29 protein-coding genes and 1 tRNA gene are annotated in these 25,056 nt (G+C 72.3%); 7 read left to right on the top strand and 23 right to left on the bottom strand.

The genetic code is table 11. From position 1 onward, the window contains the following. Complete coding sequence (locus RB614_RS29775) at positions 1 to 1,377, bottom strand: cystathionine beta-synthase (RefSeq protein WP_308715996.1); 1,377 nt, start codon at positions 1,375 to 1,377, stop codon at positions 1 to 3. A gap of 4 nt (positions 1,378 to 1,381) precedes the next feature. Continuing rightward, positions 1,382 to 1,735 (bottom strand): YkvA family protein, encoded by a 354-nt coding sequence (locus RB614_RS29770; RefSeq protein WP_308715995.1) that lies wholly within the window; start codon positions 1,733 to 1,735, stop codon positions 1,382 to 1,384. 115 nt (positions 1,736 to 1,850) lie between these two features. Here RB614_RS29770 and RB614_RS29765 point away from each other — a divergent pair, with 115 nt between their 5' ends. Genes RB614_RS29765 through RB614_RS29755 form a run of 3 tightly spaced genes read left to right on the top strand, consistent with a single transcriptional unit; the run spans position 1,851 to position 5,027 of the window. Then, positions 1,851 to 2,915, top strand: a complete 1,065-nt coding sequence (locus tag RB614_RS29765) for an SGNH/GDSL hydrolase family protein (RefSeq protein ID WP_308715994.1) — start codon at positions 1,851 to 1,853, stop codon at positions 2,913 to 2,915. A gap of 50 nt (positions 2,916 to 2,965) precedes the next feature. Next, complete coding sequence (locus RB614_RS29760) at positions 2,966 to 3,754, top strand: SGNH/GDSL hydrolase family protein (RefSeq protein ID WP_308715993.1); 789 nt, start codon at positions 2,966 to 2,968, stop codon at positions 3,752 to 3,754. A gap of 25 nt (positions 3,755 to 3,779) precedes the next feature. Continuing rightward, positions 3,780 to 5,027, top strand: coding sequence for an acetyl-CoA C-acetyltransferase (locus tag RB614_RS29755; protein WP_308715992.1), 1,248 nt, complete (start codon positions 3,780 to 3,782; stop codon positions 5,025 to 5,027). Positions 5,028 to 5,698: 671 nt separating this feature from the next. Here the strand turns inward: RB614_RS29755 and RB614_RS29750 are convergent. From RB614_RS29750 to RB614_RS29740, 3 genes are all read right to left on the bottom strand, one after another. Further along, positions 5,699 to 6,010: a hypothetical protein gene (locus RB614_RS29750; RefSeq protein ID WP_308715991.1), complete on the bottom strand. Its 312-nt coding sequence runs from the start codon at positions 6,008 to 6,010 to the stop codon at positions 5,699 to 5,701. Between the two features lie 57 nt (positions 6,011 to 6,067). Continuing rightward, positions 6,068 to 6,880 carry a Bax inhibitor-1/YccA family protein gene (locus tag RB614_RS29745; RefSeq protein WP_308715990.1) on the bottom strand — a complete coding sequence of 271 codons (813 nt, stop codon included), beginning with the start codon at positions 6,878 to 6,880 and terminating at the stop codon, positions 6,068 to 6,070. Between the two features lie 112 nt (positions 6,881 to 6,992). Further along, positions 6,993 to 7,076: transfer RNA gene (locus tag RB614_RS29740), tRNA-Leu, on the bottom strand. A gap of 95 nt (positions 7,077 to 7,171) precedes the next feature. Between RB614_RS29740 and RB614_RS29735 the strand changes: the two genes are divergently transcribed. Beyond that, positions 7,172 to 9,022: a hypothetical protein gene (locus tag RB614_RS29735; RefSeq protein WP_308715989.1), complete on the top strand. Its 1,851-nt coding sequence runs from the start codon at positions 7,172 to 7,174 to the stop codon at positions 9,020 to 9,022. 76 nt (positions 9,023 to 9,098) lie between these two features. On the opposite strand, the gene RB614_RS29730 is transcribed toward RB614_RS29735, so the two are convergent. The 11 genes from RB614_RS29730 to RB614_RS29680 form a co-directional block, all read right to left on the bottom strand. Continuing rightward, complete coding sequence (locus RB614_RS29730) at positions 9,099 to 10,439, bottom strand: NAD(P)/FAD-dependent oxidoreductase (protein WP_308715988.1); 1,341 nt, start codon at positions 10,437 to 10,439, stop codon at positions 9,099 to 9,101. Positions 10,440 to 10,623: 184 nt separating this feature from the next. Next, complete coding sequence (locus RB614_RS29725; RefSeq protein WP_308715987.1) at positions 10,624 to 11,166, bottom strand: hypothetical protein; 543 nt, start codon at positions 11,164 to 11,166, stop codon at positions 10,624 to 10,626. Further along, a complete protein-coding gene (locus RB614_RS29720; RefSeq protein WP_308716039.1) occupies positions 11,163 to 12,500 on the bottom strand; it encodes a DUF58 domain-containing protein in 1,338 nt (445 codons plus the stop codon). The genes RB614_RS29725 and RB614_RS29720 overlap by 4 nt, the downstream gene beginning before the upstream one ends. Positions 12,501 to 12,517: 17 nt before the next feature. Further along, positions 12,518 to 13,567, bottom strand: a complete 1,050-nt coding sequence (locus RB614_RS29715) for an AAA family ATPase (protein WP_308715986.1) — start codon at positions 13,565 to 13,567, stop codon at positions 12,518 to 12,520. Next, positions 13,564 to 14,154 (bottom strand): hypothetical protein, encoded by a 591-nt coding sequence (locus RB614_RS29710; RefSeq protein ID WP_308715985.1) that lies wholly within the window; start codon positions 14,152 to 14,154, stop codon positions 13,564 to 13,566. The genes RB614_RS29715 and RB614_RS29710 overlap by 4 nt, the downstream gene beginning before the upstream one ends. Before the next feature lie 156 nt (positions 14,155 to 14,310). Continuing rightward, a complete protein-coding gene (locus RB614_RS29705) occupies positions 14,311 to 15,006 on the bottom strand; it encodes a DUF4129 domain-containing protein (RefSeq protein WP_308715984.1) in 696 nt (231 codons plus the stop codon). A gap of 59 nt (positions 15,007 to 15,065) precedes the next feature. Beyond that, positions 15,066 to 15,779, bottom strand: a complete 714-nt coding sequence (locus tag RB614_RS29700) for a uracil-DNA glycosylase (RefSeq protein ID WP_308715983.1) — start codon at positions 15,777 to 15,779, stop codon at positions 15,066 to 15,068. 35 nt (positions 15,780 to 15,814) lie between these two features. Beyond that, positions 15,815 to 16,498, bottom strand: coding sequence for a dienelactone hydrolase family protein (locus RB614_RS29695; protein ID WP_308715982.1), 684 nt, complete (start codon positions 16,496 to 16,498; stop codon positions 15,815 to 15,817). A 164-nt stretch (positions 16,499 to 16,662) separates the two neighbouring features. Then, positions 16,663 to 17,097: an LppU/SCO3897 family protein gene (locus RB614_RS29690; RefSeq protein ID WP_308715981.1), complete on the bottom strand. Its 435-nt coding sequence runs from the start codon at positions 17,095 to 17,097 to the stop codon at positions 16,663 to 16,665. 86 nt (positions 17,098 to 17,183) lie between these two features. Beyond that, positions 17,184 to 18,164, bottom strand: coding sequence for an HAAS signaling domain-containing protein (locus tag RB614_RS29685; RefSeq protein WP_308715980.1), 981 nt, complete (start codon positions 18,162 to 18,164; stop codon positions 17,184 to 17,186). Further along, the gene (locus tag RB614_RS29680; RefSeq protein WP_308715979.1) at positions 18,161 to 18,493 is read right to left on the bottom strand and encodes a PadR family transcriptional regulator; all 333 of its coding nucleotides are present in this window, start codon (positions 18,491 to 18,493) and stop codon (positions 18,161 to 18,163) included. Before RB614_RS29680 ends, RB614_RS29685 begins: the two co-directional genes overlap by 4 nt. 72 nt (positions 18,494 to 18,565) lie before the next feature. Between RB614_RS29680 and RB614_RS29675 the strand changes: the two genes are divergently transcribed. Beyond that, positions 18,566 to 18,994: a hypothetical protein gene (locus RB614_RS29675; protein WP_308715978.1), complete on the top strand. Its 429-nt coding sequence runs from the start codon at positions 18,566 to 18,568 to the stop codon at positions 18,992 to 18,994. A gap of 9 nt (positions 18,995 to 19,003) precedes the next feature. Here the strand turns inward: RB614_RS29675 and RB614_RS29670 are convergent, their stop codons facing one another. From RB614_RS29670 to RB614_RS29660, 3 genes are read right to left on the bottom strand one after another with little or no spacing between them, the layout of a single operon-like run. Then, positions 19,004 to 19,381, bottom strand: coding sequence for a type II toxin-antitoxin system death-on-curing family toxin (locus tag RB614_RS29670; protein WP_308715977.1), 378 nt, complete (start codon positions 19,379 to 19,381; stop codon positions 19,004 to 19,006). Then, positions 19,378 to 19,581 (bottom strand): FitA-like ribbon-helix-helix domain-containing protein, encoded by a 204-nt coding sequence (locus RB614_RS29665; protein WP_308715976.1) that lies wholly within the window; start codon positions 19,579 to 19,581, stop codon positions 19,378 to 19,380. Before RB614_RS29665 ends, RB614_RS29670 begins: the two co-directional genes overlap by 4 nt. Positions 19,582 to 19,616: 35 nt before the next feature. Next, complete coding sequence (locus tag RB614_RS29660) at positions 19,617 to 20,519, bottom strand: Ppx/GppA phosphatase family protein (RefSeq protein ID WP_308715975.1); 903 nt, start codon at positions 20,517 to 20,519, stop codon at positions 19,617 to 19,619. Positions 20,520 to 20,537: 18 nt separating this feature from the next. On the opposite strand from RB614_RS29660, the gene RB614_RS29655 reads away from it, so the two are divergent. Beyond that, the gene (locus RB614_RS29655; protein WP_308715974.1) at positions 20,538 to 21,095 is read left to right on the top strand and encodes an NUDIX domain-containing protein; all 558 of its coding nucleotides are present in this window, start codon (positions 20,538 to 20,540) and stop codon (positions 21,093 to 21,095) included. A gap of 113 nt (positions 21,096 to 21,208) precedes the next feature. Here the strand turns inward: RB614_RS29655 and RB614_RS29650 are convergent, their stop codons facing one another. The 4 genes from RB614_RS29650 to eno all read right to left on the bottom strand — a co-directional run bounded on the left by RB614_RS29650 (position 21,209) and on the right by eno (position 24,132). Continuing rightward, a complete protein-coding gene (locus RB614_RS29650) occupies positions 21,209 to 21,715 on the bottom strand; it encodes an amino-acid N-acetyltransferase (protein WP_308715973.1) in 507 nt (168 codons plus the stop codon). Next, the gene (locus tag RB614_RS29645; RefSeq protein ID WP_428983132.1) at positions 21,700 to 22,233 is read right to left on the bottom strand and encodes a DUF501 domain-containing protein; all 534 of its coding nucleotides are present in this window, start codon (positions 22,231 to 22,233) and stop codon (positions 21,700 to 21,702) included. Before RB614_RS29645 ends, RB614_RS29650 begins: the two co-directional genes overlap by 16 nt. Further along, positions 22,191 to 22,772 (bottom strand): FtsB family cell division protein, encoded by a 582-nt coding sequence (locus RB614_RS29640; protein WP_308715971.1) that lies wholly within the window; start codon positions 22,770 to 22,772, stop codon positions 22,191 to 22,193. The genes RB614_RS29645 and RB614_RS29640 overlap by 43 nt, the downstream gene beginning before the upstream one ends. 76 nt (positions 22,773 to 22,848) lie before the next feature. Beyond that, positions 22,849 to 24,132 carry a phosphopyruvate hydratase gene (gene eno, locus RB614_RS29635; RefSeq protein WP_308715970.1) on the bottom strand — a complete coding sequence of 428 codons (1,284 nt, stop codon included), beginning with the start codon at positions 24,130 to 24,132 and terminating at the stop codon, positions 22,849 to 22,851. Between the two features lie 133 nt (positions 24,133 to 24,265). Here eno and RB614_RS29630 point away from each other — a divergent pair, with 133 nt between their 5' ends. Next, positions 24,266 to 24,955: a hypothetical protein gene (locus tag RB614_RS29630; protein ID WP_308715969.1), complete on the top strand. Its 690-nt coding sequence runs from the start codon at positions 24,266 to 24,268 to the stop codon at positions 24,953 to 24,955. The last annotated feature ends 101 nt before the right edge of the window (positions 24,956 to 25,056 follow it).

Below are 25,056 nucleotides of genomic sequence, written 5' to 3'. Positions count from 1 at the left end.
TCACGGGTGCCGGGCGCCGAGGTGGGCGAGCAGGTCCTGGCGGGTGAGCACCCCCTGGGGCTTGCCGTCCACCAGCACCAGGGCGGCGTCCGCCTTCTCCAGCAGGCGTACCGCCTCGCTCACCGGCTGGCCACCGCCGACCATCGGCAGCGCCGGGCCCATGTGCCGCTCGATCGTGTCGTGCAGGTGGGCCTGGCCGGTGAAGAGCGCGTCGAGCAGGTCCTTTTCCGCGATCGAGCCGGCCACCTCGCCGGTCACCACGGGCGGCTCGGCCTTGAGCACGGGGAGCTGGGAGACGGCGTACTCGCGCATGTAGTCGATCGCGTCGCGGACCGTCTCGGTCGGGTGCACGTGCACCAGCGACGGCATCCCGCCGGGCTTGGCGGTGAGGGCGTCCAGCACGGTCGGCTCCTCGTTGCCGGTGTCGAGGAAGCCGTACCGGGCCATCCACTCGTCGTTGAAGATCTTGGAGAGGTAACCGCGGCCGCCGTCGGGCAGCAGCACGACCACCACGTCGTCCGGCTTGGCCCGGCTCGCCACCTCCAGCGCCGCCTGGGCCGCCATCCCGCAGGAACCGCCGACCAGCAGCCCCTCCTCGCGGGCCAGCCGGCGGGTGAGGTCGAACGACGCCTTGTCCGACACCTTGACGATCTCGTCGCAGATCGTGCGGTCGTACGTCTCCGGCCAGAAGTCCTCGCCGACACCCTCCACCAGGTACGGCCGGCCGGTGCCGCCGGAGTACACCGAGCCCTCCGGGTCGGCGCCGATGACCCGCACCGCGCCGCCGGAGACCTCCTTGAGGTAGCGCCCCGCGCCCGAGATCGTGCCGCCGGTGCCCACGCCCGCGACGAAGTGCGTGATCCGCCCCTCGGTCTGCTCCCACAGCTCGGGCCCGGTGGTTTCGTAGTGCGAGCGGGGGTTGGCCAGGTTGGCGTACTGGTTGGGCTTCCACGCGCCGGGGATCTCGCGGGCCAGCCGGTCGGAGACGTTGTAGTACGACCGGGGGTCCTCCGGGGCGACCGCGGTGGGGCAGACCACCACCTCCGCGCCATACGCCCGGAGCACGTCCTGCTTGTCCTGGCTGACCTTGTCGGGGCAGACGAACACGCAGCGGTATCCGCGCAGCTGGGCGACGAGCGCGAGCCCCACGCCGGTGTTGCCGCTGGTCGGCTCGACGATCGTGCCGCCCGCCTGGAGCAGGCCGGCCTTCTCCGCCTCCTCGACCATCTTGAGCGCGATGCGGTCCTTCACGGAGCCGCCGGGGTTCAGATACTCGATCTTGGCAAGGACCAGCGCCTGGATGCCGGCGGTGACGTTTCGTAGCTTGACCAGCGGGGTGTTGCCGATCAACTCGACGACGTTGTCGTAGTAGCGCACCAGGTCAGACTACGTGCCCCGGGATGACGCTCCGTTGCCTGGCGTCCCACTCGATGAAGCGCTCGGTCTCGGCCAGGATCGCGCCGGCCAGCCAGGCGATCACCACGGCGTCGTCGATCAGGCCGACCAGGAGCAGGAACGCCTCGGGCACGAGATCGATCGGGGACGCCACGTACGCCGTCGCGGCCACCATCATCGCCAGCCGCACCCCGCCGTCGTAACGGCCGGTGATCGTGGCCCACACCATGCGCGGCAGGGCGGCCAGGCGCGCGCCCAGCGACGGCCCGCCCCGCGCCCCCGCGGTCAGCGCCCGGCCCAGCGCGGTGAACGCCGCCGTGCGGTTCAAGGTCCTACCCATTGGCCCATAGTGCCCGCCCGGGACAAACCCCAAGCGTGCCCGCAAGCCCCGGGCGTGCAGCGCCGTCGCGATAACCTCGTAAACCTCAGGGGTGTACGGCGGCGGGGGGCGCTGAATGAGTCCTAGGCGGGGCGATCCGTGGCTGCTCGCGCGGCGGGCGGCGAAGGTGGCGGGAGTCGGTGCGGGCGTGGCCGGCGCCGGGTTCGTGGTGGGCGCCGGCGTGATCGTCGGTCAGGCCCGGGCGGCCCGGCGGGTGATCCCGCAGGCCGAGGCGCCACCGCCGCGCGGCGACGGCGTCTACGGCCCGCGCCTGCCCGGCAAACCGATCACGCTGGTCGTGCTCGGCGACTCCTCCGCCGCCGGCTACGGGGTGCACCGCCCGCGCGAGACGCCCGGTGCGGTGCTGGCCACCGGTGTCTCCCGGCGGCTGCGCCGGCCGGTGCGGCTGTACCGGTTCGCCGTGGTGGGCGCGATGTCCGTCGGGCTCGTCCCCCAGGTCGAGGCGGCGCTGGAGGTCAGTCCGGATCTCGCGATCATCCTGGTAGGCGGCAACGACGTCACCCACCGCGTCCCCACCAGCACCGCGGTGCGCCATCTGGTCAACGCGGTACGGGACCTGCGCGCCGCCGGCGCCGAGGTGGTCGTCGGCACCTGCCCCGACCTGGGCACGATCCGGCCGATCAAGCCGCCGCTGCGCTGGCTGACCCGGCACTGGAGCCGCCAGCTCGCGGCCGCGCAGACGATGGCCGTGGTCGAGGCGGGCGGCTGGACGGTGTCCCTGGGCGACCTGCTCGGCCCGCGCTTCACGGCCGAGCCGATGCGGTTCTTCTCGTGGGACCACTTCCACCCGTCCGCCGACGGGTACGCGGTGGCCGCCGCCGCGATGCTGCCCACGGTGCTGGCCGCCCTGGGCGCGGCCGAGGAGCGCCGCCTGGTGCTCGCGCCCGACGAGGGCGTACGGTCGCTGCCGCAGGCCGCGCAGGAGGCCGCCCGCCAGCCCGGCACCGAGGTCAGCGGCGCGCAGGTGGCCGGCCGCGACCGTGGCCCGGAGGGGCGGTGGGCCCGGCTGCGGCGGCGCTCGGCGTGGTTCGGTCACCCTCGGCCGGACGAGCCCGAGACCTCGATCGATGCCGCCGTACCCTTGGAAAGGTCCGTCACCGGCAGCCTCGAGCGCGACTGAGCGGCGGGCTAGCGGGTACCACCCACTGAGCGACACGAAAGGACGACGGCATGCCCACGGCGCGACAGCTGGGCCGCGCGACGGTGATCACGCTGATCGCCGGTACGGTCGGCGGCGCCGCGCTGCTGACCGGCGAGGCGGTCATGGCCCGCAACCGGCGGTACGCCCAGCCGGAGATGGGTCTGGCGCTGCGCACCACGATGGGCCCGGAGGGCGCCCCGCCGCTGCGGCTTGTGCTGATGGGCGACTCGTCTTCGCTCGGTGTGGGCGTCGAGCAGCTCGCCGACACCGTGGGGGGCCAGCTCGCCACGATGCTCGCCGAGGGCACGCCGACCCTGCCCGCGCGGCACGTCCAGCTCTCGTCGGTGGGCGTGTCGGGCTCCCGTTCCACGGATCTGGCCACCCAGGTCGCGCGGGCGCTGCTCGGCGACCGCCCGGACGTGGCGGTGATCCTGATCGGCGCCAACGACGCGACCACGCTGCGCCGCCCCAGCGAGTCGGCCGCCTACCTCGGCGCGGCGGTGCGGCGGCTGCGCGACGCGGGTGTGCAGGTGGTCGTCGGCACCTGCCCCGACCTCGGCGCGGTCCGCGCGATCGCGCCGCCCCTGCGCCAGGTCACCGGGTGGTTGGGGCGGCGGATGGCCCGGGCGCAGGCCAAGGCGGTACGGGCCGCCGGCGGCACTGTCGTCGACCTGGCCGAGGAGACCGGGGCGGTGTTTCGGGCCGACGCCGGCACGCTCTGCTACGACGGCTTCCACCCCTCCGCCGACGGCTACCGGGTCTGGGCGCACGCGCTGCTGCCTGCGGTGATCCGGGCCGCGGTCCCTACTTCCCGCTGAAGTTACCCACGGGTAAAGTTGCGGCATGCCGAACGCCGTCATCGTCGCCACCGCCCGCTCCCCCATCGGCCGGGCACACAAGGGCTCGTTGCGCGAGGTACGCCCCGACGACCTGGCCGCCACGATCGTGCGCGCCGCGCTCGACAAGGTGCCCCAGCTCGACCCCGCCGAGATCGACGACCTGTACCTCGGCTGCGGCCTGCCCGGCGGCGAGCAGGGCTTCAACATGGCCCGCGTGGTGGCCACCCTGCTCGGCTACGACCGGCTGCCCGGCGCCACGCTGACCCGGTACTGCGCGTCGTCGCTGCAGACCACGCGGATGGCGTTCCACGCGATCGCGGCCGGTGAGGGCGACGTCTTCGTTTCGGCGGGCGTGGAGTGCGTCTCCCGGTACGCGCGGGGCAACTCCGACGGGCTGCCGCCGGAGGCACAGGCGCTGGTCGGCGGCGGCTGGGAAAACCCCCGCTTCGACGGGGCGCGGACCCGCTCGGCGGAGCGGACCCAGGGCGGCGCGCCGGAGTGGGAGGACCCGCGAGACGGCGGCGACCTGCCCGACATCTACCTGGCGATGGGGCAGACCGCGGAAAACCTGGCCCAGATCAAGGGCGTCACCCGCGAGGAGATGGACGAGTTCGGGGTACGCAGCCAGAACCTCGCGGAGAAGGCGATCGCGGACGGCTTCTGGGCCCGCGAGATCACGCCGGTCACCACCCCCTCGGGCGACCTGGTCAGCACCGACGACGGGCCGCGCCCCGGCGTGACCATGGAGGGCGTCGCCGGGCTGAAGCCGGTCTTCCGCCCGGACGGCCGCGTCACCGCCGGCAACTGCTGCCCGCTCAACGACGGCGCGGCGGCCGTGGTCGTAATGAGCGAGACGCGCGCCCGCGAGCTGGGGATCACGCCGCTGGCCCGGATCGTCTCGACCGGGGTCACCGCACTCTCCCCCGAGATCATGGGGCTGGGCCCGGTGGAGGCGTCGAGGCAGGCGCTCAAGCGGGCCGGCATGACCGTCGACGACGTCGACCTGGTCGAGATCAACGAGGCGTTCGCGGCGCAGGTGATCCCCTCGTACCGCGACCTGGAGATCCCGCTGGACAAGCTGAACGTGATGGGCGGCGCGATCGCGGTCGGCCACCCGTTCGGCATGACCGGTGCCCGGATCACCGGCACGCTGCTCAACGCCCTGGACTGGCACGACAAGACGATCGGCCTGGAGACGATGTGCGTCGGCGGCGGCCAAGGCATGGCCATGGTGCTCGAACGCCTCAGCTAGCGCGCAGCCTCCAGGGTCGAGGTCCGCGCGCCCCTTGATCGCCGTCGGGGCTTGGGCTGATCTCGCAGCGCTCGGGACACACAAACCGGGCCGGCCTGGTGATCGTGGTACTCGGGTGCCCCTCCTGGGGCACCCGAGTACCACGATCTCATTCAGCGACGCGATGTCGACATCCACAGCGGAGGGCGAGGTCGGGCGCGTCCCGGCGGTTCTACCGACGGGATTTGCCCCGGTCCGTCTCAGCTGTGGACCGCATGCGCGGGGTCCCCGGGAGACGTGGAGCGCAGCGGAGCGTTGTTCCCACGGGCACCGCTGCGGCCGGCGGCGAGCTGGCGCTCGCCGAGATCCCCGACCTCCGCTGCCGGCTCCGCGCCACAAGCCCAACCCAGGGGGAGCACAGACGGGGCAGCTCGAGAGCTTCCCGCACGCACACGTCCGTGTCCGCCCGGCGGCGGCGCGGTGGTGAAGTGTCGTGGACGCGCAAAACCCAGACGGCCGCCGGCTCCCCGCAGGGGCCGGGGTGAGATCGCGGGACGCGGAGGGTGAGGCCGCGGGAGCAACGGTCCGGACCACGACGGGCGTCGCGGTAGCTCATGTCTGTCTTTGAATCTTCCTGGGGCAGTGTGATCAAAGCCCTTTGATCAAAAGTGAGAACGAGCCCGAATGGTCTTCTAGCCGAGTGCGGCCCGGACGGCCTCGACGTCGGTGGCGGCCGCGGCGGTGATCGCGGCGGGCGGGGCGGCGGCGAGCAGGTCGGCGGCCACCACGCGGAGCTGGTCGGTCAGGGCGGTGTCGGCGACCAGCCGCGGCACGGGCCGGCGGGGCTGGCCCTCGGCGTCGGCGGCGCGGTCGGCGATGCGCTGGACCAGCCCGTGGGTCAGGTCGCCGCGGGTGCCGGCCGGCCCGGCGGGCTGCGCCCAGCGTGCCGCCGTCCAGTGGTTGGTCTGGCCGACGAAGAGGTCTACCGCGCGCCGCAGGTCCATGCCCGCTCCTCCCTGGACGTGGAGGGCGTCCCCGGATCGGGGACGCCCTCCACGTCGTCAGTCGTCGCCCTGGAAGTAGCTGATGAGACGCAGCATCTCCAGGTAGAGCCAGACCAGGCTGACCAGGATGCCGAACGAGGCGATCCAGGAGTAGCGCTGCGGCAGGCCCATCCGCACGCCCTCTTCGACCTCGTGGAAGCTGAGGACGAAGCTGAGCGAGGCCACCACGATGCAGACCAGGCTGAAGCCGATCGCCAGCGGGCTGCCGTCGCGGAGGCCCGTGTTGATGTCGAACAGCGCGAGCACCAGGTTGATCAGCATCACGGCGAAGAGGCCGGCCATCGCCGCCACGACGCCGCGGACGAACCGGGGGGTCGCCCGGATGGCGCGGATCTTGTAGAGGAGCGCCATGAGGAAGAAGACGCCGAACGTCGCGGTGACCGCTTGGAGCACGATGCCGTCGTAGAACGACTCGTACGCCTTGCTCACCATGCCGACGAAGACGCCCTCGGCGATGGCGTAGACCACGACGAGCGCGGGGTTGGCCATCCGGGAGAAGGAGATGATCAGGCCGAGAACGAGACCGACCACCGCGCCGCCGATCCAGGCCAGGCTGGTCAGCGAGTCGGGCACCAGAGCCCACGCGCCCGCCGCCGAGATGCCGAGGATGCCGAGCAGAGCGACGGTCTTGACGACAACGTCGTCGACGGTCATCGGCCGCACAGTGGGGGGAGCGGCCGGGTAGTCAGTCGTCGGGTACGGTCCGCCGTAACCGGGCTGCCCATACTGGCCGACCGGCGCGTACCCGGCAGCCCGCTCGCGCTCGGCCGCCTGGCCGAGCCGCGCCAGCACCGGGTTGGAAGTCTTCACGTCAAGCCTCCCTGACAGGGTTGGTGCACAACTCCGTGCCCCACCAAGGGTAAACGCCAATCGCGACAAACAGTGAGATCCCTCGTAGCGATCCAGCCACGCCGCGCGCCGATGGTGCCCGGGGCGGGACTCGAACCCGCATGCCTCGCGGCAGCCGCTTTTAAGGCGGCCGTGTCTGCCGTTCCACCACCCGGGCCGGCGTAGGAGAAATGTCGCGCAGAATGCCACGGTAGCCGGTCCACGCCCACCGGGGCGCACCCGTACGGCCCGACGGGCACTAGGGTCGAGGCCGTGACCAGCACAGCCCGCGCCGCGCAGTCCGCCAACGGCCAGGCAGATTCCAGCACTCCGGCCACTTCCCCCACCACCGAGACGAGCGCCTCGTCGCGGAGCAGGCTGGCCACGCTGGCCAGGTCACACGGGCGGGACGTGGCGGTGTGCCTCGCGTTCGCGGCGCTGGCGTGGTGGATCACGCACGGGCTCTGGCCCAACCCCAACGGGCGGGTGCTCGCGCTCAACCCCGAGGACCAGACGCTCTACGAGTGGTTTCTGGCCGCCGACACGAAGTTCGTGTTTGGCGACTGGGGGCTGCTGACCGACCGGCTCAACGCGCCGGACGGGGTCAACCTGCTCAACAACACCACCGTGATCGCGCTGGGCACGCTGTTCACACCGGTCACGCTGGCCTTCGGGGTACCGGTGACGTTCGCGCTCATCGCCGGCACCAACCTCGCCGGCACCGCGATCGCCTGGTACCTCTTCTTCTCCCGTGTGCTGCGCGGCAGCCGGGCGGCGTCGGCGCTCGGCGCGGGGCTGTGCGGCTTCGGGCCCGGCATCGTCTCCCAAAACAACAGTCACCTCCACATGACCGCCCAGTGGCTGGTGCCGGTGATGGTGTGGCTGGTGATCCGGCTGGCCCGGGCCGCCGACCCCGCCGCCCGGCCGGAGGGGGTCGACCGCCGGCGGGTGGTGACCTCCGCGCTGTGGCTGGCCGCCGTGGTCACGGTCCAGGTCTTCATCGGCGAGGAGGTCCTCTTCCTCACCGCGGTCACCATGGTGATCCTCGCGATCGGGTACGGGCTGGCGCGGCGCGACCACTTCCGCCGCGTACTGCCCAAGTTCGCGGCCGGCATGGGCATCGCGGTCTGCGTGGCCGGCGCCGTGCTGCTCTACCCGCTGTGGTTCCAGTTCAAGGGGCCGGGGAGCGTGCCCAACGGCGTCTTCAGCGCGTACTTCTTCTCCGCCGACCTGCTCAGCTTCACCGCCATCTCGCCGCTGTCGGTGCTCGGCTCGTCCGAGGCGGCCCGGCTCTCCACCGGGTCGGCGGAGTACAACACGTTCCTCGGCTGGCCGCTGATCCTCGTCGCCACCGGCTGCGTGATCTGGCTGGTCCGCGAGCCGCTGGTCCGCGCGGTCAGCGCGACCGGCGTGCTGATGGCGTGGCTGTCGCTCGGCCCCAAGATGGTGATCGACGGCGACCGTACGAGCATCCCGGGGCCGTACCTGGCGCTGGTGGGTCTGCCGGTGGTCGAGGGCGCGCTCCCGATGCGCTTCGCGCTGACGCTGCTGCCGCTGGTGGCGACGCTGCTGGTGATCTCGTTCGACAAGGCGCGGGCGCACCGGTCCCGGCCGGTACGGCTGCTCGTGCCGGCCGCCGTCGTCGTGTCGCTGCTCGCCATCTTCCCCAAGCCGCTGCCCACGGCCGACCGCCCGCCGCTGCCCCAGTTCATCGCCGGCGGGCACTGGCGCGAGTGTGTGAAGCCGGGCGGCGTGCTCGTACCGGTACCCCTGCCGACGCCGGCGGAGCCGTGGGCGATGCGGTGGGCGGCGGCGGCCGACGCGGAGTTCGGCCTTCCCGAGGGCTTCTTCATCGGGCCGTACGGCAAGCGCGGCCGGGCGTCGATGGGCACCTACAAGCGCCCCACCTCGCAACTGCTGGCGCTGGTCGCCAAGCAGGGCGGGCGCCCCGAGATCGGCGAGCCGCAGCGCCGGGCGGCCCGCGAGGACGTCGCGTTCTGGGGCGCCTCCTGCGTGGCGGTGGCCTCCGACCAGCCGCACCGCGAGGACCTGGTGGCCACGCTGGAGGCCCTCTTCGGCCCGAGCACCAAAATCACCGACGCCTGGACCTGGAAGGTCGCCTGACCGGTGATCGAAGCTCCTCTGAAGTCGTTCTAACGACTTGAGAGGAGCTTCGATCACCCTGACACCGGAAGCGCGGCTAGGCGTTCACCTTCGGGGTGACCTCGGTGAACTCCTCCCGCGGGTCGTGCAGCTGGCCGAGCGCGACCACCTCGCGCTTCAGGAAGAGGGCCAGCGTCCAGTCGATCACCACGCGCACCTTGCGGTTGAACGACGGGATCCGGCTCACGTGGTACGTCCGGTGCATGAACCAGGCGAGCGGGCCCTTGACCTTGATGCCGTACACCTGGGCCACGCCCTTGTGCAGGCCGAGACTGGCGACGCTGCCGGCGTGCTTGTGCTTGTACGGCACGGGCTCCTTGCCCCGGATCACCGCGCGGATGTTGTCGGCCATCCGGGCCGCCTGGCGCACCGCGTGCTGGGCGCTCGGCGAGCAGAACGTGCCGGGCGGGCCGGTGAGGTCGGGCACCGCCGCGCAGTCGCCCGCGCTCCACGCCCCCTCGACCACCTTTTCGCCATCGACAGCCTTTTCGCCGTCGACCACCTGGAGCGTCGGCAGGCAGGTGACCCGGCCCCGGTTGTCGCGGGGCAGGTCGGTGTCGTCGAGCATCGGCGAGGGCTTGACGCCGGCCGTCCAGACGATGGTGTCGGAGGGGAAACTGTCTCCATCGGACAGCTTGGCCACGCCGTCCACACAGGACTCCAGCCGGGTGTCGAGGCGGATGTCCAGGCCGCGCCCCCGCAGCTGCTGCACCGTGTACGCCCCCATGTCGCGGTCGACCTCGGGCAGCACCCGCTGGGTCGCCTCGACCAGCACCCAGTGCATGTCGGCGACGGTCAGCTCGGGGTAGTACCTGAGCGCGTCGCGGGCCATGTCTTCCATCTCGGCGAGCGCCTCGATGCCCGCGTAGCCACCGCCGACGAAGACGAACGTCAGCGCGCGGCGGCGCGTCTCCGGGTCGGTCGTGGCGGCCCCCACGTCGAGCCGGTCGAGCACGTGGTTGCGCAGGTAGATGGCCTCACCGATGGTCTTGAAGCCGATGCCGTGCTCGCGCAGCCCGGGGATGGGCAGGGTGCGGGAGACCGAGCCGGGCGCCACGACGATCTGGTCGTACTCGATCTCGAGCGGCGGGCCGATGATCGGCTGCACGGTGGCGGTCTTGCGGCTGTGCTCGATCCGGGTGACCGCACCGGAGACGATCTTGCAGCGCTTCAGCTCGCGGCGCAGCGGCACCACGGAGTGCCGCGGGGAGATGTTTCCCGCCGCCGCCTCCGGCAGGAACGGCTGGTACGTCATGTGCGGCTGCGGGTCGACGACCGTCACCTCGGCCTCGCGGGCCCGGAGCTTCTTGGACAGCCGCAGGGCCGCGTACAAGCCGACGTGGCCGGCCCCCACCACAAGGATCCGTTGCGGACTCACGACCTCCATCATTCCCCTGTGTGCGCCGTTACACCTGGCCCATGCCGCCATCTGTGACCGCCGATACGACGGTTGTGACGGCGACTACCCCGCGATCTCTCGGAGTCGCGGTGATCAAAGCTCCCTTCAAGTCGTTCTAGCGACTTGACGGGAGCTTTGATCACCGCTTTGGGCAGGTGGGCGCTCAGCGGCGGCGCAGCAGCCAGGCGAGCAGGCCCGTGGCGCCGACCGCCACCGCGAGCCCGGCCAGCGCGGCCGGGAGCAGGTCGCGCTCGCCACCCTGGTTGGCGGCGCTGAGCAGGAGCACCGTGAGCACCGCGGCGCCGAGCACCACCGCCAGGGCCCGGGAGAGCCACCGGACGGTAACCTCGGCCGGGATGTGCGCGTCGTACGGCAGGAGCGCGGCGAGCGCGGCCAGGCTGTGGGTCAGGTAGAGGAACGAGGCCAGCGCGATCAGCCGCCAGAGCTCGACCGGGTCCTCGTACCAGATCGTGGAGATCACCCAGCCGGCGACCGCCACCAGGATCGCGAGGGTGACCAGCGGGCTGCGCGGGAGGATCGCGGCGGCGCCGGCCAGGATCACCAGTACGCCGGTGAAGTAGCCGGCGCGCATCTCCGCCGGGAACCCGACCACGAGCGCGGCCAGCGCGACCGCGAAGACGCCCGCGCGGGCCAGCAGCGGCCCGGCGGTGGCCCGGGACAGCACGTACGTGATGCGGGCGATCACCGCAGTGCCCCCTTCGGCGCCGAGGCCATCCGGGCGACGTCGCGCAGGACCAGGTCGAGGCTGCCGGCGCCGGCCCAGCGGACCACCGGTACCCCGTGCTCGCGCAGCTGACCGATCGTGTTGTCGCGCTCCAGCCGCCAGAGCCGGTGAGCCACGTCGGTCCAGTCGCTGCGGCGGTCCGGGGTGACCCCCTCCGGCAGCGTGTCGACCGCCAGCACGAACCGGCCGGCGCGGGCCAGCCGGGCGAGCATCTCCGCCGAGCGCCCGTCGACCAGCGGGGTGAAGACCACCACGAGCGCGTCCGAGGAGAGCAGGTGCAGGCCGAAGACCTGCTCGTACGGCTCGTACGGGGAAGGTTGGGCCTCGACGTCGAGGAGCCACTCCAGCACGGTCAGGTACTGCCGGCGGCCGGTGGCGGGGCGCAGGCGGCGGGCGGAGGTGCCGTACTCCAGCAGGGAGACCCGGTCGCCGCGGTGCAGGTAGTGCTCGGCGATCGCGGCGGCTGCCCGCACGGTGGTGTCGAGCACGGAGGCGGTACCCCCGACGCCGCCGGATCCGCCCGCCTCGGCGAGGACGTCGAGCAGCAGCACCACCTCGGCGTCGCGGTCGGAGAGGGTGGCGGCCACGTGCAGCTGCCGGGCCCGGAGCGAGACCCGCCAGTCGATGCGGCGCAGGCGGTCGCCGGGCTGGAAGACGCGTACCCCGGCCAGCTCGCCACCCTCGCCCGGGCGCCGCGACCGGTGGCCGCCGACCAGCCCGGCCGCGCGCGGCATGGCCTCGTCGGCGTCGAAGGGCTCGGTCACCGGGTACACCTTGACGTCCTGCTCGTAGGCGACGCCCGGCCGGCTGACCAGCAGCCCGTCACACGCGGCGGCCCGCGCGGCGGCCGGGCCGAGGGGGTGGCGGCCCCACCGCAGCGCCGTGCCGCGCAGCTCCACCTGGTCGACCGCGCCCGGCGCGAGGGTGAGCGCCACCGGCCGGTCACCGTCCTTGATCCGCAGCCAGCGCGGGATGCGGGTGCGGACCACCACCAGGTCGTACGCGGGTGGGTCCGGGTTGCCGACGGTCACCGCGGCCAGGGCCTCGGCGCCCTCCACGAGGTAGCCCTCGTCGACGTCGAGCGCGATCCGCGGCCGCTCCCGGGGCCGGCGGTGCAGCGCCACGGCGGTGCCCAGCGCGAACGGGATGGCCAGCACCACCAGGTCGACCCGGCCGGCCAGCACCCCGGCGATCAGCAGCAGCCCGGTCACCAGCACGGCCCGTCCGAGCGCCCGGGTGGGCGCCCACTCGGGCTGGCTGTCGAGGAACTCGCCGCTCGCCTCTACCTCCGGCACGGCGGGCCGGAGGACGGTCACCGGCCGGGCTCGAGCGACTCGGTGATCCGCGCGCCCGGCTCGGGCCCGCCGAAGCCGGCCGCGTACGTGGGGAGGGCCCCGCTCGCCGGCGCCGGTACCTTCTCCAGCACCTCACCGACCACAAAGGACGGATCGACGCGGCGCAGCCACATCTCGGGGCGGAGGGTGATGCGGTGGGCCAGGGCCGGCGCGGCCACCTCCTTGACGTCTTCCGGGATCACGAAGTCGCGCCCGGCGAGCGCGGCCCGGGCCCGGGCGAGCAGCAGCAGCGCCAGCGAGCCGCGCGGGGAGGCGCCGACGAGCACCGAGGGATGCTCGCGGGTGGCGGCGGTCAGGTCCACGATGTACCGCCCGATCGAGTCTTCGACCGCGATGTCTTCCAGGGCGGCCTGCATCCCGCGCAGCGTACGGGGATCGACCACGGCCTGGAGCTCGGCCTCCTCGCGGCGGCGGGACATGCGGCGGCGCAGCACGTCCCACTCCTCTTCGCGGGCCGGGTAGCCGAACGAGACCCGCAGCAGGAACCGGTCCAGCTGCGCCTCGGGCAGCGGGTAGGTGCCCTCGTACTCGATCGGGTTGGCGGTGGCGAGCACGTGGAAGGGCTCGTCGAGCCGGTACGTGACGCCCTCGACCGAGACCTGCTTTTCCTGCATCGCCTCCAGCAGGGCGGCCTGGGTCTTCGGGGGCGTGCGGTTGATCTCGTCGGCGAGCAGCAGGTTGGTGAAGACCGGCCCGGCGCGGAACGTGAAGTCGGAGCTGCGCTGGTCGTACAGGAAGGAGCCGGTGACGTCGGCGGGCAGCAGGTCGGGCGTGAACTGCAGCCGCCGGAAGTCGAGCCCCAGCGCCTGCGCGAACGAGCGCGCGGTCAGCGTCTTGCCCAGCCCGGGGAAGTCTTCGAGGAGCACGTGGCCGCCGGCGAGGATGCCGGAGAGCACCAGCTCCAAGGCGCCGCGCTTGCCCACCACCACCGTGCCGACCGTGTCCAGCACGGCGTGGGCGAGGCGGCCCACCTCGTACACCGGCACCGGTTGGACTTGCTCACTCATAGCTTCTCCAGTCGGGAGACGGACGCCGCCAGCTCGCGCGGCGCCAGCGGGCGCTTGACCGGGGTGGTCAGGAGGGTCCACAACTCTTCACCCAGGAGCACTCGGGCGCTCTTCGGGTCGCTGGCGATGGTAAGGCCATGGCGCTGCCGCAGCCGCTCGTCGGTGAGCTCGCGGAGCATCTTCGGCACGGTACGCAGGTAGCGCTCGGCGTCTTCGCGGCGCGACCAGCCCAGCGGCACCTCCCAGCGGTGCACCGCGAGGCGGAGCGCGTCCTGGCTGGCGGCCCAGTTGTACATGCCGCTCTCCTCGTCCCGGGCGCGGCGCAGGCCCGCCTTGACCAGCGGCGGCGCGGAGACCAGCGCGACCACCCGGCGGAGCAGGAGCAGGGCGAGGCAGCCGGCGAACGCGAGCGGGATCGCCAGCGTCAGCCCGGCCATCCGCATGCCGAACACGGCGACCGCCGCGAGCCCCCCGGCCGTCAGCAGCGTACGGATCCACCAGCCGGCGTCGGTCGCCATCCGCTTGGGCCGCCGCGGCGGCGGCTCCTCCTCGTGGCCGAGCAGGTCGTCGATGCTCGCTTCGCTCACGGCCGTCCTCGCTTCGCTGCGGGCGGCCGCGAGGCTCCAACCGCCCTGAACCCAATGGTTCGCTCACTCCGCTCGCTCACGGCCGTCCTCGCTTCGCTGCGGGCGGCCGCGAGGCTCCAACCGCCCTGAACCCAATGGTTCGCTCACTCCGCTCACTCACGGCCGGGCCACCTCCGTGGTCAGCTCGGCGCGGAGGCGCTGGAGGGCGGCGCGGGCCTGCTCGCGCATCCGCTCGTCGACGGTGTGCGTGGCATACCGCGCCTCGCGGTAGACGTCGGCGAAGCGGGCCAGCACGTCCCGGCTGACGTTGTGCTCGCCGAGCAGCCGGGTGACCAGGTCGGTGGGGGTGTCGGCAGCCTGGCGCGGGGTGCCGGCCGCGGCCGCCGCCTGCTCCAGCCGCAGCCAGCAGGCGATCACCGCGCGCCGCGGGTCGAGGTCGGCGTCCGAGAGGTCGACGAGGCCGGCGTCGAGCGCGGCGACGACCTCCTCGGCGCTCGCGGTGCGGCTCAGCTGGCGCGGTGGCATCTTGCCGCGCCAGCGCCGGCGCCCCACCTCACGGGCGAGGGTCCAGACCATCACCCCGAGGAGTACGGCGAGGACGGCGGCGCCGATGACCAGCGCGACCGTGCCGAGCCAGCCGGGCACCTCGGTCGGGTCGGCGGCGACGATGTCACCGGGCTGGGGAGTCGGCGGCACCTCCCGCTCCTCGAACTGGCGCGCGGGGGCGTCGACCGGCGGCTCGTCGACCCGCCCGATCTGCGGCGAGGAGTGCGCGGCGGCGACGGCCGCGAGGGCGAGCAGCAGGACGACCGCGGCCAGTGGCCACCATCTGCGCAGCGAACCAGGAGTCATCTCAGCGTTATGTCCGGAATGTCAATCGTCGGGCGTGCCTGTAACCGTACCGCCCGGTCTCAGGCCAACCCCGCGAGGTGCTTCGCGGCGGCGAACACATCGTCCAGCATCGCGGGTGTGAGCCGCCCGGTAAAGGTGTTCTGCTGGCTGACGTGGTAACAACCGAGCAGCGTCGGCACGCCGTCGCCGCTCCACCGGGCCCCGTGCCCGAACGCCGGGCGGGGCGTGGGCGGGCGCACCCCGTACCCGACGGCCATGGTCGGCCACCACGCGGCCCAGGCGAACGCGCCCAGCGCGACCACCACCCGCAGCGTGGGTTTGACCAGCTCGACCTCGCGGTGCAGCCACGGCGCGCAGGTGTCCCGTTCGCCGGGGGTGGGTTTGTTGTCCGGCGGCGCGCAGCGCACGGCGGCGAAGATGCGGGTGTCGCGCAGCGCCAGCCCGTCGTCGCGGGAGACGCTGGTGGCCTGGTTGGCGAGGCCGGCCCGGTGCAGCGCGGCGAAGAGCACGTCGCCGGAGCGGTCGCCGGTGAAGATCCGGCCGGTGCGGTTGCCACCGTGGGCGGCGGGCGCCAGGCCGAGGATCGCGAGCCGGGCGTCGCCCGCGCCGAAGCCGGGCACCGGCCGGCCCCAGTACACCTGGTCGCGAAAGGACGCCCGCTTTGTCGCGGCGACCTCCTCGCGCCAGCTCACCAGCCGCGGGCAGGCGAAGCAGTCCGAGACGGCGGCGTCGAGGTCCGCGAGCGTGGCCGACCGCCGCGCGTGGTCGGCCACCTCATCGGGGGTACGGGTTACTCGGCTTATGGCGGTCAGCCAAGCTTGGTACGGAAGAAGTCGAGCGTGCGGGCCCACGAGGTGGCGGCCGCCTCCCGGTCGAAGACCTCGGGCCGGTCGTCGTTGAAGAAGGCGTGCTTGGTGCCGGGGTAGTCGTACAGGACGCAGTCGCCGCCGGCCGCCTCGACCGAGCGCCGGGCCAGCTGCACACCCTCGGCCGCCGAGGTGCCGTCGGCCTCGGAGCAGTGGATGGCCGCCGACTTTCCGGCGTAGCCCGACCAGTCCGGGCGCATCCGCTCCCAGGGGAGCACCGGGTAGAAGCCGACCGTAGCCACGATCTCGGTCGAGAGCGTGGCCGACCAGAGCGCGAGGCTGCCGCCGGCGCAGAAGCCGACCGCTCCCACCTTGCCGCCGGTCTCCGGCCGCCCGGCGAGGTACGCCGCGGCGCCGGCGATGTCTTTGGCGGCCTGGTCCATCGCGAGGCCCATGATGAGCTTGCCGGCCTCGTCCGGCTCAGTGGTGTGCTTGCCGTGGTAGAGGTCGGGCGCCAGCGCCACGAAACCCGCCTCGGCGAACCGCTCGGTGAGCGAGATGATGTGCGGCACCAGCCCCCAGTACTCCTGGATCACCACGACGGCTGAAGCGCCCGGGGCGGACGGCAGGGCGAGATATCCCTCACTGCTCCCGCCATTGCTCTGGTAGCTAACCATCTCGCCCATGGGCCGTCCTCCTGCCGGTCAGTCATCGTTGGCTGGTCGCACAGTGGCGTTCTTGCGGTGCGCGTAGCCTGCCATGCCGTACCGGGCTGGGGAAAGACAACGGCGGCGTGGCGTACACCTCCCTGTCGCGCTGTGTACGCCCCGCTGTCGCTGGGGAAAGATGATCAGGCGGGCTTCAGGCAGAGCACGTAACCCTGGCCGCCGGCCGGAATCGCGTAGAAGCGCATCGTCGTCTCCGCGTACGCCGCGCAGACCTCGTCGACCGAGGCCTGCGCCGCCGAGACGTCGTCGACCCGGCCCACCACCGCGTACTTGGCGTCGGCCGAGTCGCAGGCCACCACCTTGGCGTCGGTGACGCTGGTCTCCTGGCCGGCCGTGGCCTGCGGCAGGTTGGCGAGGCAGTCGTCGGCCTTGGCGTCCTGCGTCGGGTCGTCGACGGAGAGCACGTTGCGCACCACGACGACGGCGACCACCGCGAGGACCACGATCGCGAGCACGCCCACGACACCGATGATCACCTTGCTCGCGCCGCCCCTCTTCTCCGGTGCTGGCGCGACGCCCTCTTCCTCGGCCGGTGGCGCGGCTTGCTGGTCGGTCACGGCGGGTCCTCCAAGGTGTGCACGAGTCGGCCGGTGGCAACCTAGCGAGCCGCCCCGTCCACCGCCACCCCGGTCACGGACCGCGCCTATCCGGTCGCGGTCGGCGCCGGCGTAGGGGTGGCCGAGGGCTGTGGCGTGCCGGTCGGAGCCGGCGCGGGCTCCGGCGACGCGGTCGGCTCCGGTGCCGGGCTCGGGCTCTGCGGGATGCCCCGCGCCGGCGGGGGCGGGACGTAGGCGGGTTGCCAGTTGACGGGTTGCGGGTTGGCGCATGTCGGGAAGACTTCCGTGGTCATCCCGCCACCTTCGTTGGGACACCACCAGACGCCGGGCTGGACCAGATTGCCGAACTGGTCGAAGACGCGCGCGTTGACCAGCGGGCGGCCCTGCTCGTCGTAGACGTAGACCGAGCCGACGTCGTTGTAAGTCTCGGAGACGCCTTGATATGGCTCGCGCACCGCGTCCTCGTCGGCCTCGAAGAGGCTGACCGCCGCCGGCAGCATCAGCAGGGCGATGCCGGCCCAGAGGACCAGCCGGGGCACCCGGGGCAGGCGGCTTCCCCGGCGACCGAGCCAGATCGACACGATCACGAAGAGCACCAGCGCCACCACACCGGCCACCGTGCTGTCGCCCATCTCGAAGCGGGGCAGCAACCCGATCGGGCCATTGCTCAACAGATAGGCGACCGCCATCGCCGCGAGGTAGCCACGGAGGACCCACCATGCGGGTCGCAGTAGGCGAAGGAAGTCACTCGTCTTCTCGTACCCGATGAGGGGTCCGGTCTTGGCGTCGGCGGCCTGGAGCCGGGCGCGGGCCTGGACCACGACGTCGTGCAGCCGGGCGTCCATGGCCGGCATCCGGCCACGGCCCGCGGGGGCGCCGGCGGCGGCCCGAAGCTCGGCGGCGTAGGCGGTGGGCGGCCCCAGCCGCTCGGTGAGCGACCCCTCGCCCTCGGCGGCGACCTCGGCCAGGTGCTCCGGGAGGTCGTCGAGCAGCTCGTCACGGATGGCTGGTGGCAGGTCGGCGAGCGCGGTGCGCACCTGTGCCACGTAGTCGGCGACCTCGTTCACGCCACCATCCCCCGATCCGCGAGCAGAGTGTCCATAGTGGATGCGAACGTGCGCCACACCTTGCCGGAGCGCTGCAACTGGTCGCGACCGATCTCGTTCAGCGCGTAGTACTTGCGGTGTGGGCCCTCCTCGCTCGGCACCACGTACGCCGTCAGGCAGCCAGCCTGGAAGAGCCGGCGCAGCGTGCCGTAGACCGAGGCGTCGCCGACGTCGCCGAGACCGGCCGCGCGGAGGCGGCGCAGGATGTCGTAGCCGTACCCATCCTCCTCTTTGAGGACGGCGAGGACCGCGAGATCCAGCACACCCTTGAGCAACTGCGTGGTATCCACGGACGGAAACTACTCCGCACTCCAGAGTAGTGTCAAGACCGCAGTAGTGCCGCGAGAGGCTAGTGTGTCGCCGTGCAGGCCGAGGATGTGTTGGGGCGCTTGGCAAATGCCAGCGGCGTCTACCGTGGGCGCGGCGACGGCCCCGAGAGCGGGCCCTTCGTGGCCCGGATGGCGGTGTCGTCGGTCGTCCGCGGCCGCGCGGTCACCCTCGACTACGAGGCCACCAACGACCACAACGGCCTGCAGCACGTCGAGCACACGGTGCTGGTGGCCGGCGAGGCGGGCCGGCTCGAGCTGCACGTGGCCTGCCTGGAGCTGCCCGGGGTGGTGCGCTTCACGCAGACCAAGCCGGGCGAGTTCACGGCGTACGAGGGGCCGCTGGTGGCGCGCATCATCCTGCGCCTGCCGCAGCCGGGCGCGATCAGCTACGCGTGGTGGTGGTCACGCGACGAGTCCGAGCCGCGCGAGCAGTCCCGCGCCGAGCTCCGCCGCACCGGCTGAACACCCGCCTTACAGGTACAGCTTGCGCAGCTCGCGTGCGATGTCCGGAACCTCCGACAAGGCCCCGCCGGCCACCGCCAGAACGAACTCCTCGGCCACGTCGACATCCACATCCCGCACGGCGACGTTGTTGAGCCCGAGGAACACCACGGTCGACGCCCACGCGAGGCGTTTGTTTCCGTCAACGAGCGCGTGGTTCATGCACAGGGAGTGGAGCAGCGCACCCGCCTTACCCCAGAGATCCGGGTATGCCTCATGGCCAAAAGCGATCGTCCCCGGCCGCGACGCGGCCGAGGATAGTAATCCGTAGTCGCGGACGAGCGGCGGCGTTCCCAGCACGATCGCCGCGATTTCGATGAGATCGTCAATGTCCAGATACTCGGTCACTTGCCCAGACGATCCAGCAACTCGGCGTGACGACGAGCAACGTCGGTGGCGAGCTCGCGGACCCGCGAGCGGTGGCTGCGGTCGGCCACGTACCGTTCCACGGCGACGAGGATGGTCGCGTTCATCGACCGGTGCTCATCGTCAGCGACTCGCTTAAGCGCGGCGTGTAGCTCGTCGGGCAGGTTCACCGTGGTCACCATATGAAAACCATACTGCTCTCATACTGTCGCTACAACTACAGGCTCCACGCTATGCCGTCGAGGATGTCATGTTCGCTGGCGACGACCGCGGGCATGGCGGCGCGCTCCATGATGACGCGCAGCACCAGCGCGCCGGCGCCGATCACGTCCGCGCGGCCCGGGTGCATCACCGGGATCTCCAGGCGCCGGGCGGTGGGCATCGCGAGCAGGTCGCCGGTGACCTTGGCCACCTCGTCGTAGGACACGACGGCGTGATGGATCCGCCCCGGGTCGTATCCGGGCAGGTCGAGCGCGATCGCCGCGACCGTCGTCACCGAGCCGGCCAGCCCCACCAGGGTCCTGGCCTCCCGGCCGGGTACGGCGGACAGCGCCCGGTCGACCGTGGCGGTGATGTCGTCGGTGGCGGCGGCGACCTCGGCGGCTGTGGGCGGGTCGCTGTGCAGGTGCCGCTCGGTCATCCGCACGCAGCCGATGTCGACCGAGATCGCACCCTCCACCGTGGACCCGCCGACCACGAACTCGGTGGAGCCGCCGCCGATGTCCACCACCAGGTACGGCGGCTCGGCGGTCAGACCGCGCACCGCGCCGGTGAACGAGAGCCGCGCCTCCTCGTCGCCGGTCACCACCTCCGGCTCGACGCCCAGCGTGTCGACCACCATGGCGCGGAAGTCGGCCGCGTTGGCCGCGTCTCGGGTCGCCGAGGTGGCGCACATCCGAACCTGGGTGGCGCCGAGCGCGTGGATCTGCGCCGCGTACGAGGCGAGGGCCACCCGGGTGCGCTCGATCGCCTCCAGCGCCAGCCGGCCGGTGCGGTCGACGCCCTGGCCCAGCCGGACGATCTCCATCCGCCGTACGACGTCGGAGAGCGTCTCGTCGATGTCGGCGACCAGCAGCCGGATCGAGTTGGTCCCGCAGTCGATCGCCGCCACCCTCGTCATGGGTGAGACCCTATCCGGATGCGCCCGCCGGTCATCGCCGTCCACGAGATCGTCGCCGCTCTCCCACCCCTGGACGACCTGGAGGCGACCCACCAGCGAGAGACGCTGCGCTGGCTGGAGCGGACCGACGACGTCTTCCGCCGCGCCAAGCCGGCGACGCCGCCGCGGCACCTGGTGTCGTACGTGGTGCCGGTCACTCCCGACGGCGACATCCTGCTGGTCGACCACGTGAACGCCGGCCTGTGGCTGCCACCCGGTGGCCATGTCGACCCGGACGAGCACCCCGCCGCCACGGCCCGGCGCGAGGCGCGCGAAGAGTTGGGCGTCGCGGTGGAGGTGTGGCCGGTCTTCCTCACCGCCACGCGGACCGTGGGCCTCGACGCCGGGCACACCGACGTGAGCATCTGGTGGGTGGCGGCCAGCGACCGCGGCTGGGCGGTGCCGGAGAGCGACGAGTTTCGCGAGGCCCGCTGGTGGACGCCGGAGGAGATCGCGGCCGCCGGCGAGACCTTCGACCCGCACTTCCGCCGCTTCGTCCGCAAGCTCCGCCGAGACCTAGCGCCGCCCGGAGCGTGAGCACCGCCCGGAGCGTGAGGCTGCGGGTGATCGTGGCCCGGGCGGACGGGCTGTGAACGCGAACGGTAGAAACTCAGATCACAGCTTGATCGAATTAGCGGTAGCTCAATCCGCTACAGATGGAGCAGCATGCGGGTGTTGCCGAGGGTGTTGGGCTTGACCCGTTCGAGGCCGAGGAACTCGGCGACGCCCTCGTCGTACGAGCGGAGCAGCTGCTCGTAGACGGGCGGTGGCACGGGTGCGCCGTCGATCTCCACGAAGCCGAACGAGCTGAAGAAGCCCGTCTCGAACGTCAGCACGAACACCCGCGCGACACCCAGCTCGCGGGCGGTACCGATCAGCTCGGTGACGATGCCGTGGCCGATCTTCAGGCCGCGCGCGGAGGGGTGCACCGCGACCGTGCGGATCTCGGCCAGGTCTTCCCACATCACGTGCAGCGCGCCGCACCCCACGACCGTGCCGTCGGGGCCGCGGGTGGCGACCCAGAACTCCTGTACGTCCTCGTAGAGCGTGACGGTCGCCTTGCTCAGCAGCCGGCGTTCCCCGCTGTAGGTGTCGATCAGGTCCCGGATGGCCCGCACGTCGGCCGTACGGGCCCGGCGGATCACGACGTCACGCATGGTCCATCCGCCCACCAGGCACCGACCCGCTCGACCACCTCGTCGCCGAACGGGTTGACGCCCAGCCCGACCGCCAGCGCGTGCCCCATGTGTACGTGCAGGCACTTGACCCGCCCGGGCATGCCGCCCGCCGAGGTGCCCTCGATCTCCGGCACGTGCTCGATCGCCTCGCGGCGGGTCAGGTAGTCCTCGTGCGCCGCCCGGTACCGCTTGGCCAGGTCGGGATCGGTGGCGAGCCGCGCCTCCATCTCCTTCATCAGCCCGGCGGACTCCAGCCGGCTGCACGCCGCCGTGGCGCGCGGGCAGGTGAGGTAGTACAGCGTCGGGAACGGCGTGCCGTCCGCCAGCCGCGGCCGCGTCTCGACCACGGCGGGCAGGCCGCACGGGCAGCGGTACGCGACCGCCCGGGTGCCGCGGGGCGTGCGGCCGAGCTGGGCGGCCACCGCGTCGAGGTCGGCCCGCGTGGCAGGTTCAGTCACCGGTCGCTCTCCGCATCCGCGGCCTGGATCGAGGACCACAGCGTGTCGTACCAGGGGTCGGCGGGCTGGCTCTTGCCGGCGTCCGCCGGCTTGCCGGCGTCGCGCGCCGCGCCCTCGGGGTCGGTGAGCACCACCAGCGGCACCTCGCCGGGGTACACCATGTAGAACCGCTTGCGGGCCTGGATCTCGATGTACTTCCTATCCTTCCAGAGCGCCGCCTGCTGGCTCAGCTCGCTGATCCGCTGGCGCTGCTCGGCCTGTGCCTGCTCCATCCGGGCGATGTCGGACTGCTGGCTCAGGTAGACCCGCACCGGGTACGTGTAGCCGAGCGCGAGGGCGATCAGCACTACCAGCAGCACCGTGGCCCGCCCGGTGAAGCGGCGCGGCTGCGGCGCGTTGGTGCGGCGGACCGGCGCGCGGCGGGCGGCCGGGCGGTTGGCGGAGCGGCCGCTGTCGGCGCTCTCCTTGACCTCGGCGCCCCGGGCCACCGGGCGCCCGGTCCGCGGTGGCGCGGCCCGGCTCCGCCGTCCCGGGCGCCGGGCGGGACCCTGCCCGCCCGGCGTGAGCCTCTGCGTCATCACGTCCTCCCCGCGATCCCGGGCCCGATCAGCCAGCGTGCCGGACCCGGTCACACGGCGGTCAGCCCTAGATCAACTAGGACAGATGGTACCTCGGGAAGGCCGCGGCCCCGGCGTACCGCGCCGCGTCGTCCAGCTCCTCTTCGATGCGGAGCAGCTGGTTGTACTTGGCCACCCGGTCGGACCGGGCCGGCGCGCCGGTCTTGATCTGGCCGGTGCCGGTGGCCACCGCGAGGTCGGCGATCGTGGTGTCTTCGGTCTCGCCGGAGCGGTGGCTCATCATGCACTTGAAGCCGGCACGGTGGGACAGGTCGACCGCGTCGAGCGTCTCGGTCAGCGAGCCGATCTGGTTGACCTTGACGAGCACGGCGTTGGCCGACTTTTCCGCGATGCCGCGGCTGATCCGCTCGGGGTTGGTCACGAAGAGGTCGTCGCCGACGATCTGGATCTTGTCGCCGAGCGCCGCCGTGAACGCCGACCAGCCGGCCCAGTCATCCTCGGCCAGCGGGTCCTCGATGGACACGATCGGGTACGAGTCGACGAGCTTGGCGTAGTAATTGATCATCTCGTCGGTCGGCTTGGGCGAGCCCTCGAAGACGTACGCGCCGTCCTTGTAGAACTCGGTCGCCGCCACGTCGAGCGCGAGCACGATGTCGGTGCCCAGCCGCAGCCCGGCGGCCTGCACCGCCTCGCCGATCAGGTCGAGCGCGGCCGCGTTGGTGGGCAGGTCGGGCGCGAAGCCGCCCTCGTCGCCGAGCCCGGTGGAGAGGCCCTTCTTCTTGAGCACCGACTTGAGCGCGTGGTAGACCTCCGCGCCCGCGCGCAGCGCCTCGCGGAAGGTCGGCGCGCCGATCGGAGCGATCATGAACTCCTGCACGTCGACATTGGAGTCGGCGTGCGCCCCACCGTTCAGGATGTTCATCATCGGCACCGGCAGCACGTGCGCGTTGGGGCCGCCGACGTACCGGAAGAGGCTCAGCTCGGCGCTCGCGGCCGCCGCCTTCGCCACCGCGAGCGAGACGCCGAGGATCGCGTTGGCCCCGAGGTCGGACTTGTTTGGCGTGCCGTCCAGGTCGAGCATCTTCTGGTCGATGGCGCGCTGCTCGCTCGCCTCGTAGCCGATCAGCTCGGGGACGATGCGGTCCTCGATGTTGGCGACGGCCTTCTCGACGCCCTTGCCCTTGTACCGGTCGCTGTCGCCGTCGCGCAGCTCGACCGCCTCGAACGCGCCGGTGGAGGCGCCGGACGGTACGGCCGCGCGCGCGATCGTGCCGTCGTCGAGCCCGATCTCGACTTCGACGGTGGGGTTGCCCCGCGAGTCGAGAATCTCCCGCGCGACGATTCCCTCGATGGTGGCCACTGTGACGCTCCTCGCCTAGATTTCTCACGGGCCGCCGCATTGCGGCCGAGGCTTCGGTCAGAAGCCTAGTGATGCAGCGAGGTGGGCCGGCAGGTGGGCTCAGCGGCGCGCCAGACTCAGTACCCTGGCCCCCATGCCTCGCTCCCGCCTCATCCCTTTCGTGCTGGCGTGGGTGACTCTGACGGCGGCACTCCCCGGCTGCGGCGACTCGGGCCAGGTGATGGACCGGGCCGACCTGGTCAACGAGCTGGCCAGCCAGCTCGACGGATCGGGCGAGCTGACCTACTCGGCGGAGTACCAGCTGCCCGGCGGGGGCACCGCCATGATCGCCCAGGCCCAGTCGCCGTTCCGCTCGGCGTACGTGTATCCGGACGGCAAGCTGACCGTCACCGACGAGGCGGTGACCGACTGCCGCCGCTCGGGTAGCACCATGACGTGCACGCTGACCGCCGCGCCCACCCCCAACAACGAGCCGGCCGTCGCCGCCTTCCGGGACGCCGGCGCGCACGGGCTGATCGCCCCGACCGTAGTGATCGGCCTGCTCACGACGGCGGCCCTGGACACCGACGCGACGATCGAGCAGAGCGGCACCACGATCGCCGGGCGGCCGGCGACGTGCGTGGCGGTGCGCGGCGTCCGCGACGACCGGGCCTCCGCGTTCGACGCCTGCATCACGACCGACGGCGTGCTGGGCAGCTTTTCCGGCGCGGTGGACGGCAGCCAGGTCGACATCGCCCTGACCCGCTACCGCGACGTGGCCGACCCCGCCGCCTTCACCCTCCCCGCCGGCGCCAAGGTCATCGACAAGCGCACCGGCACGTAGCACCTTCCCCACGTCTGTGATCGAAGCTCCCCTGAAGTCGTTCTAACGACTTGAGGGGAGCTTCGATCACAACCATCACCGACGGGCGCCGCGGTAGCTCA

The organism is Phytohabitans maris, assembly GCF_031085175.1.
Lineage (GTDB): Bacteria > Actinomycetota > Actinomycetes > Mycobacteriales > Micromonosporaceae > Phytohabitans > Phytohabitans maris.
The sequence above is the reverse complement of the archived record's forward strand: the minus strand, read 5'-3'. Positions and strand labels throughout refer to the sequence as shown.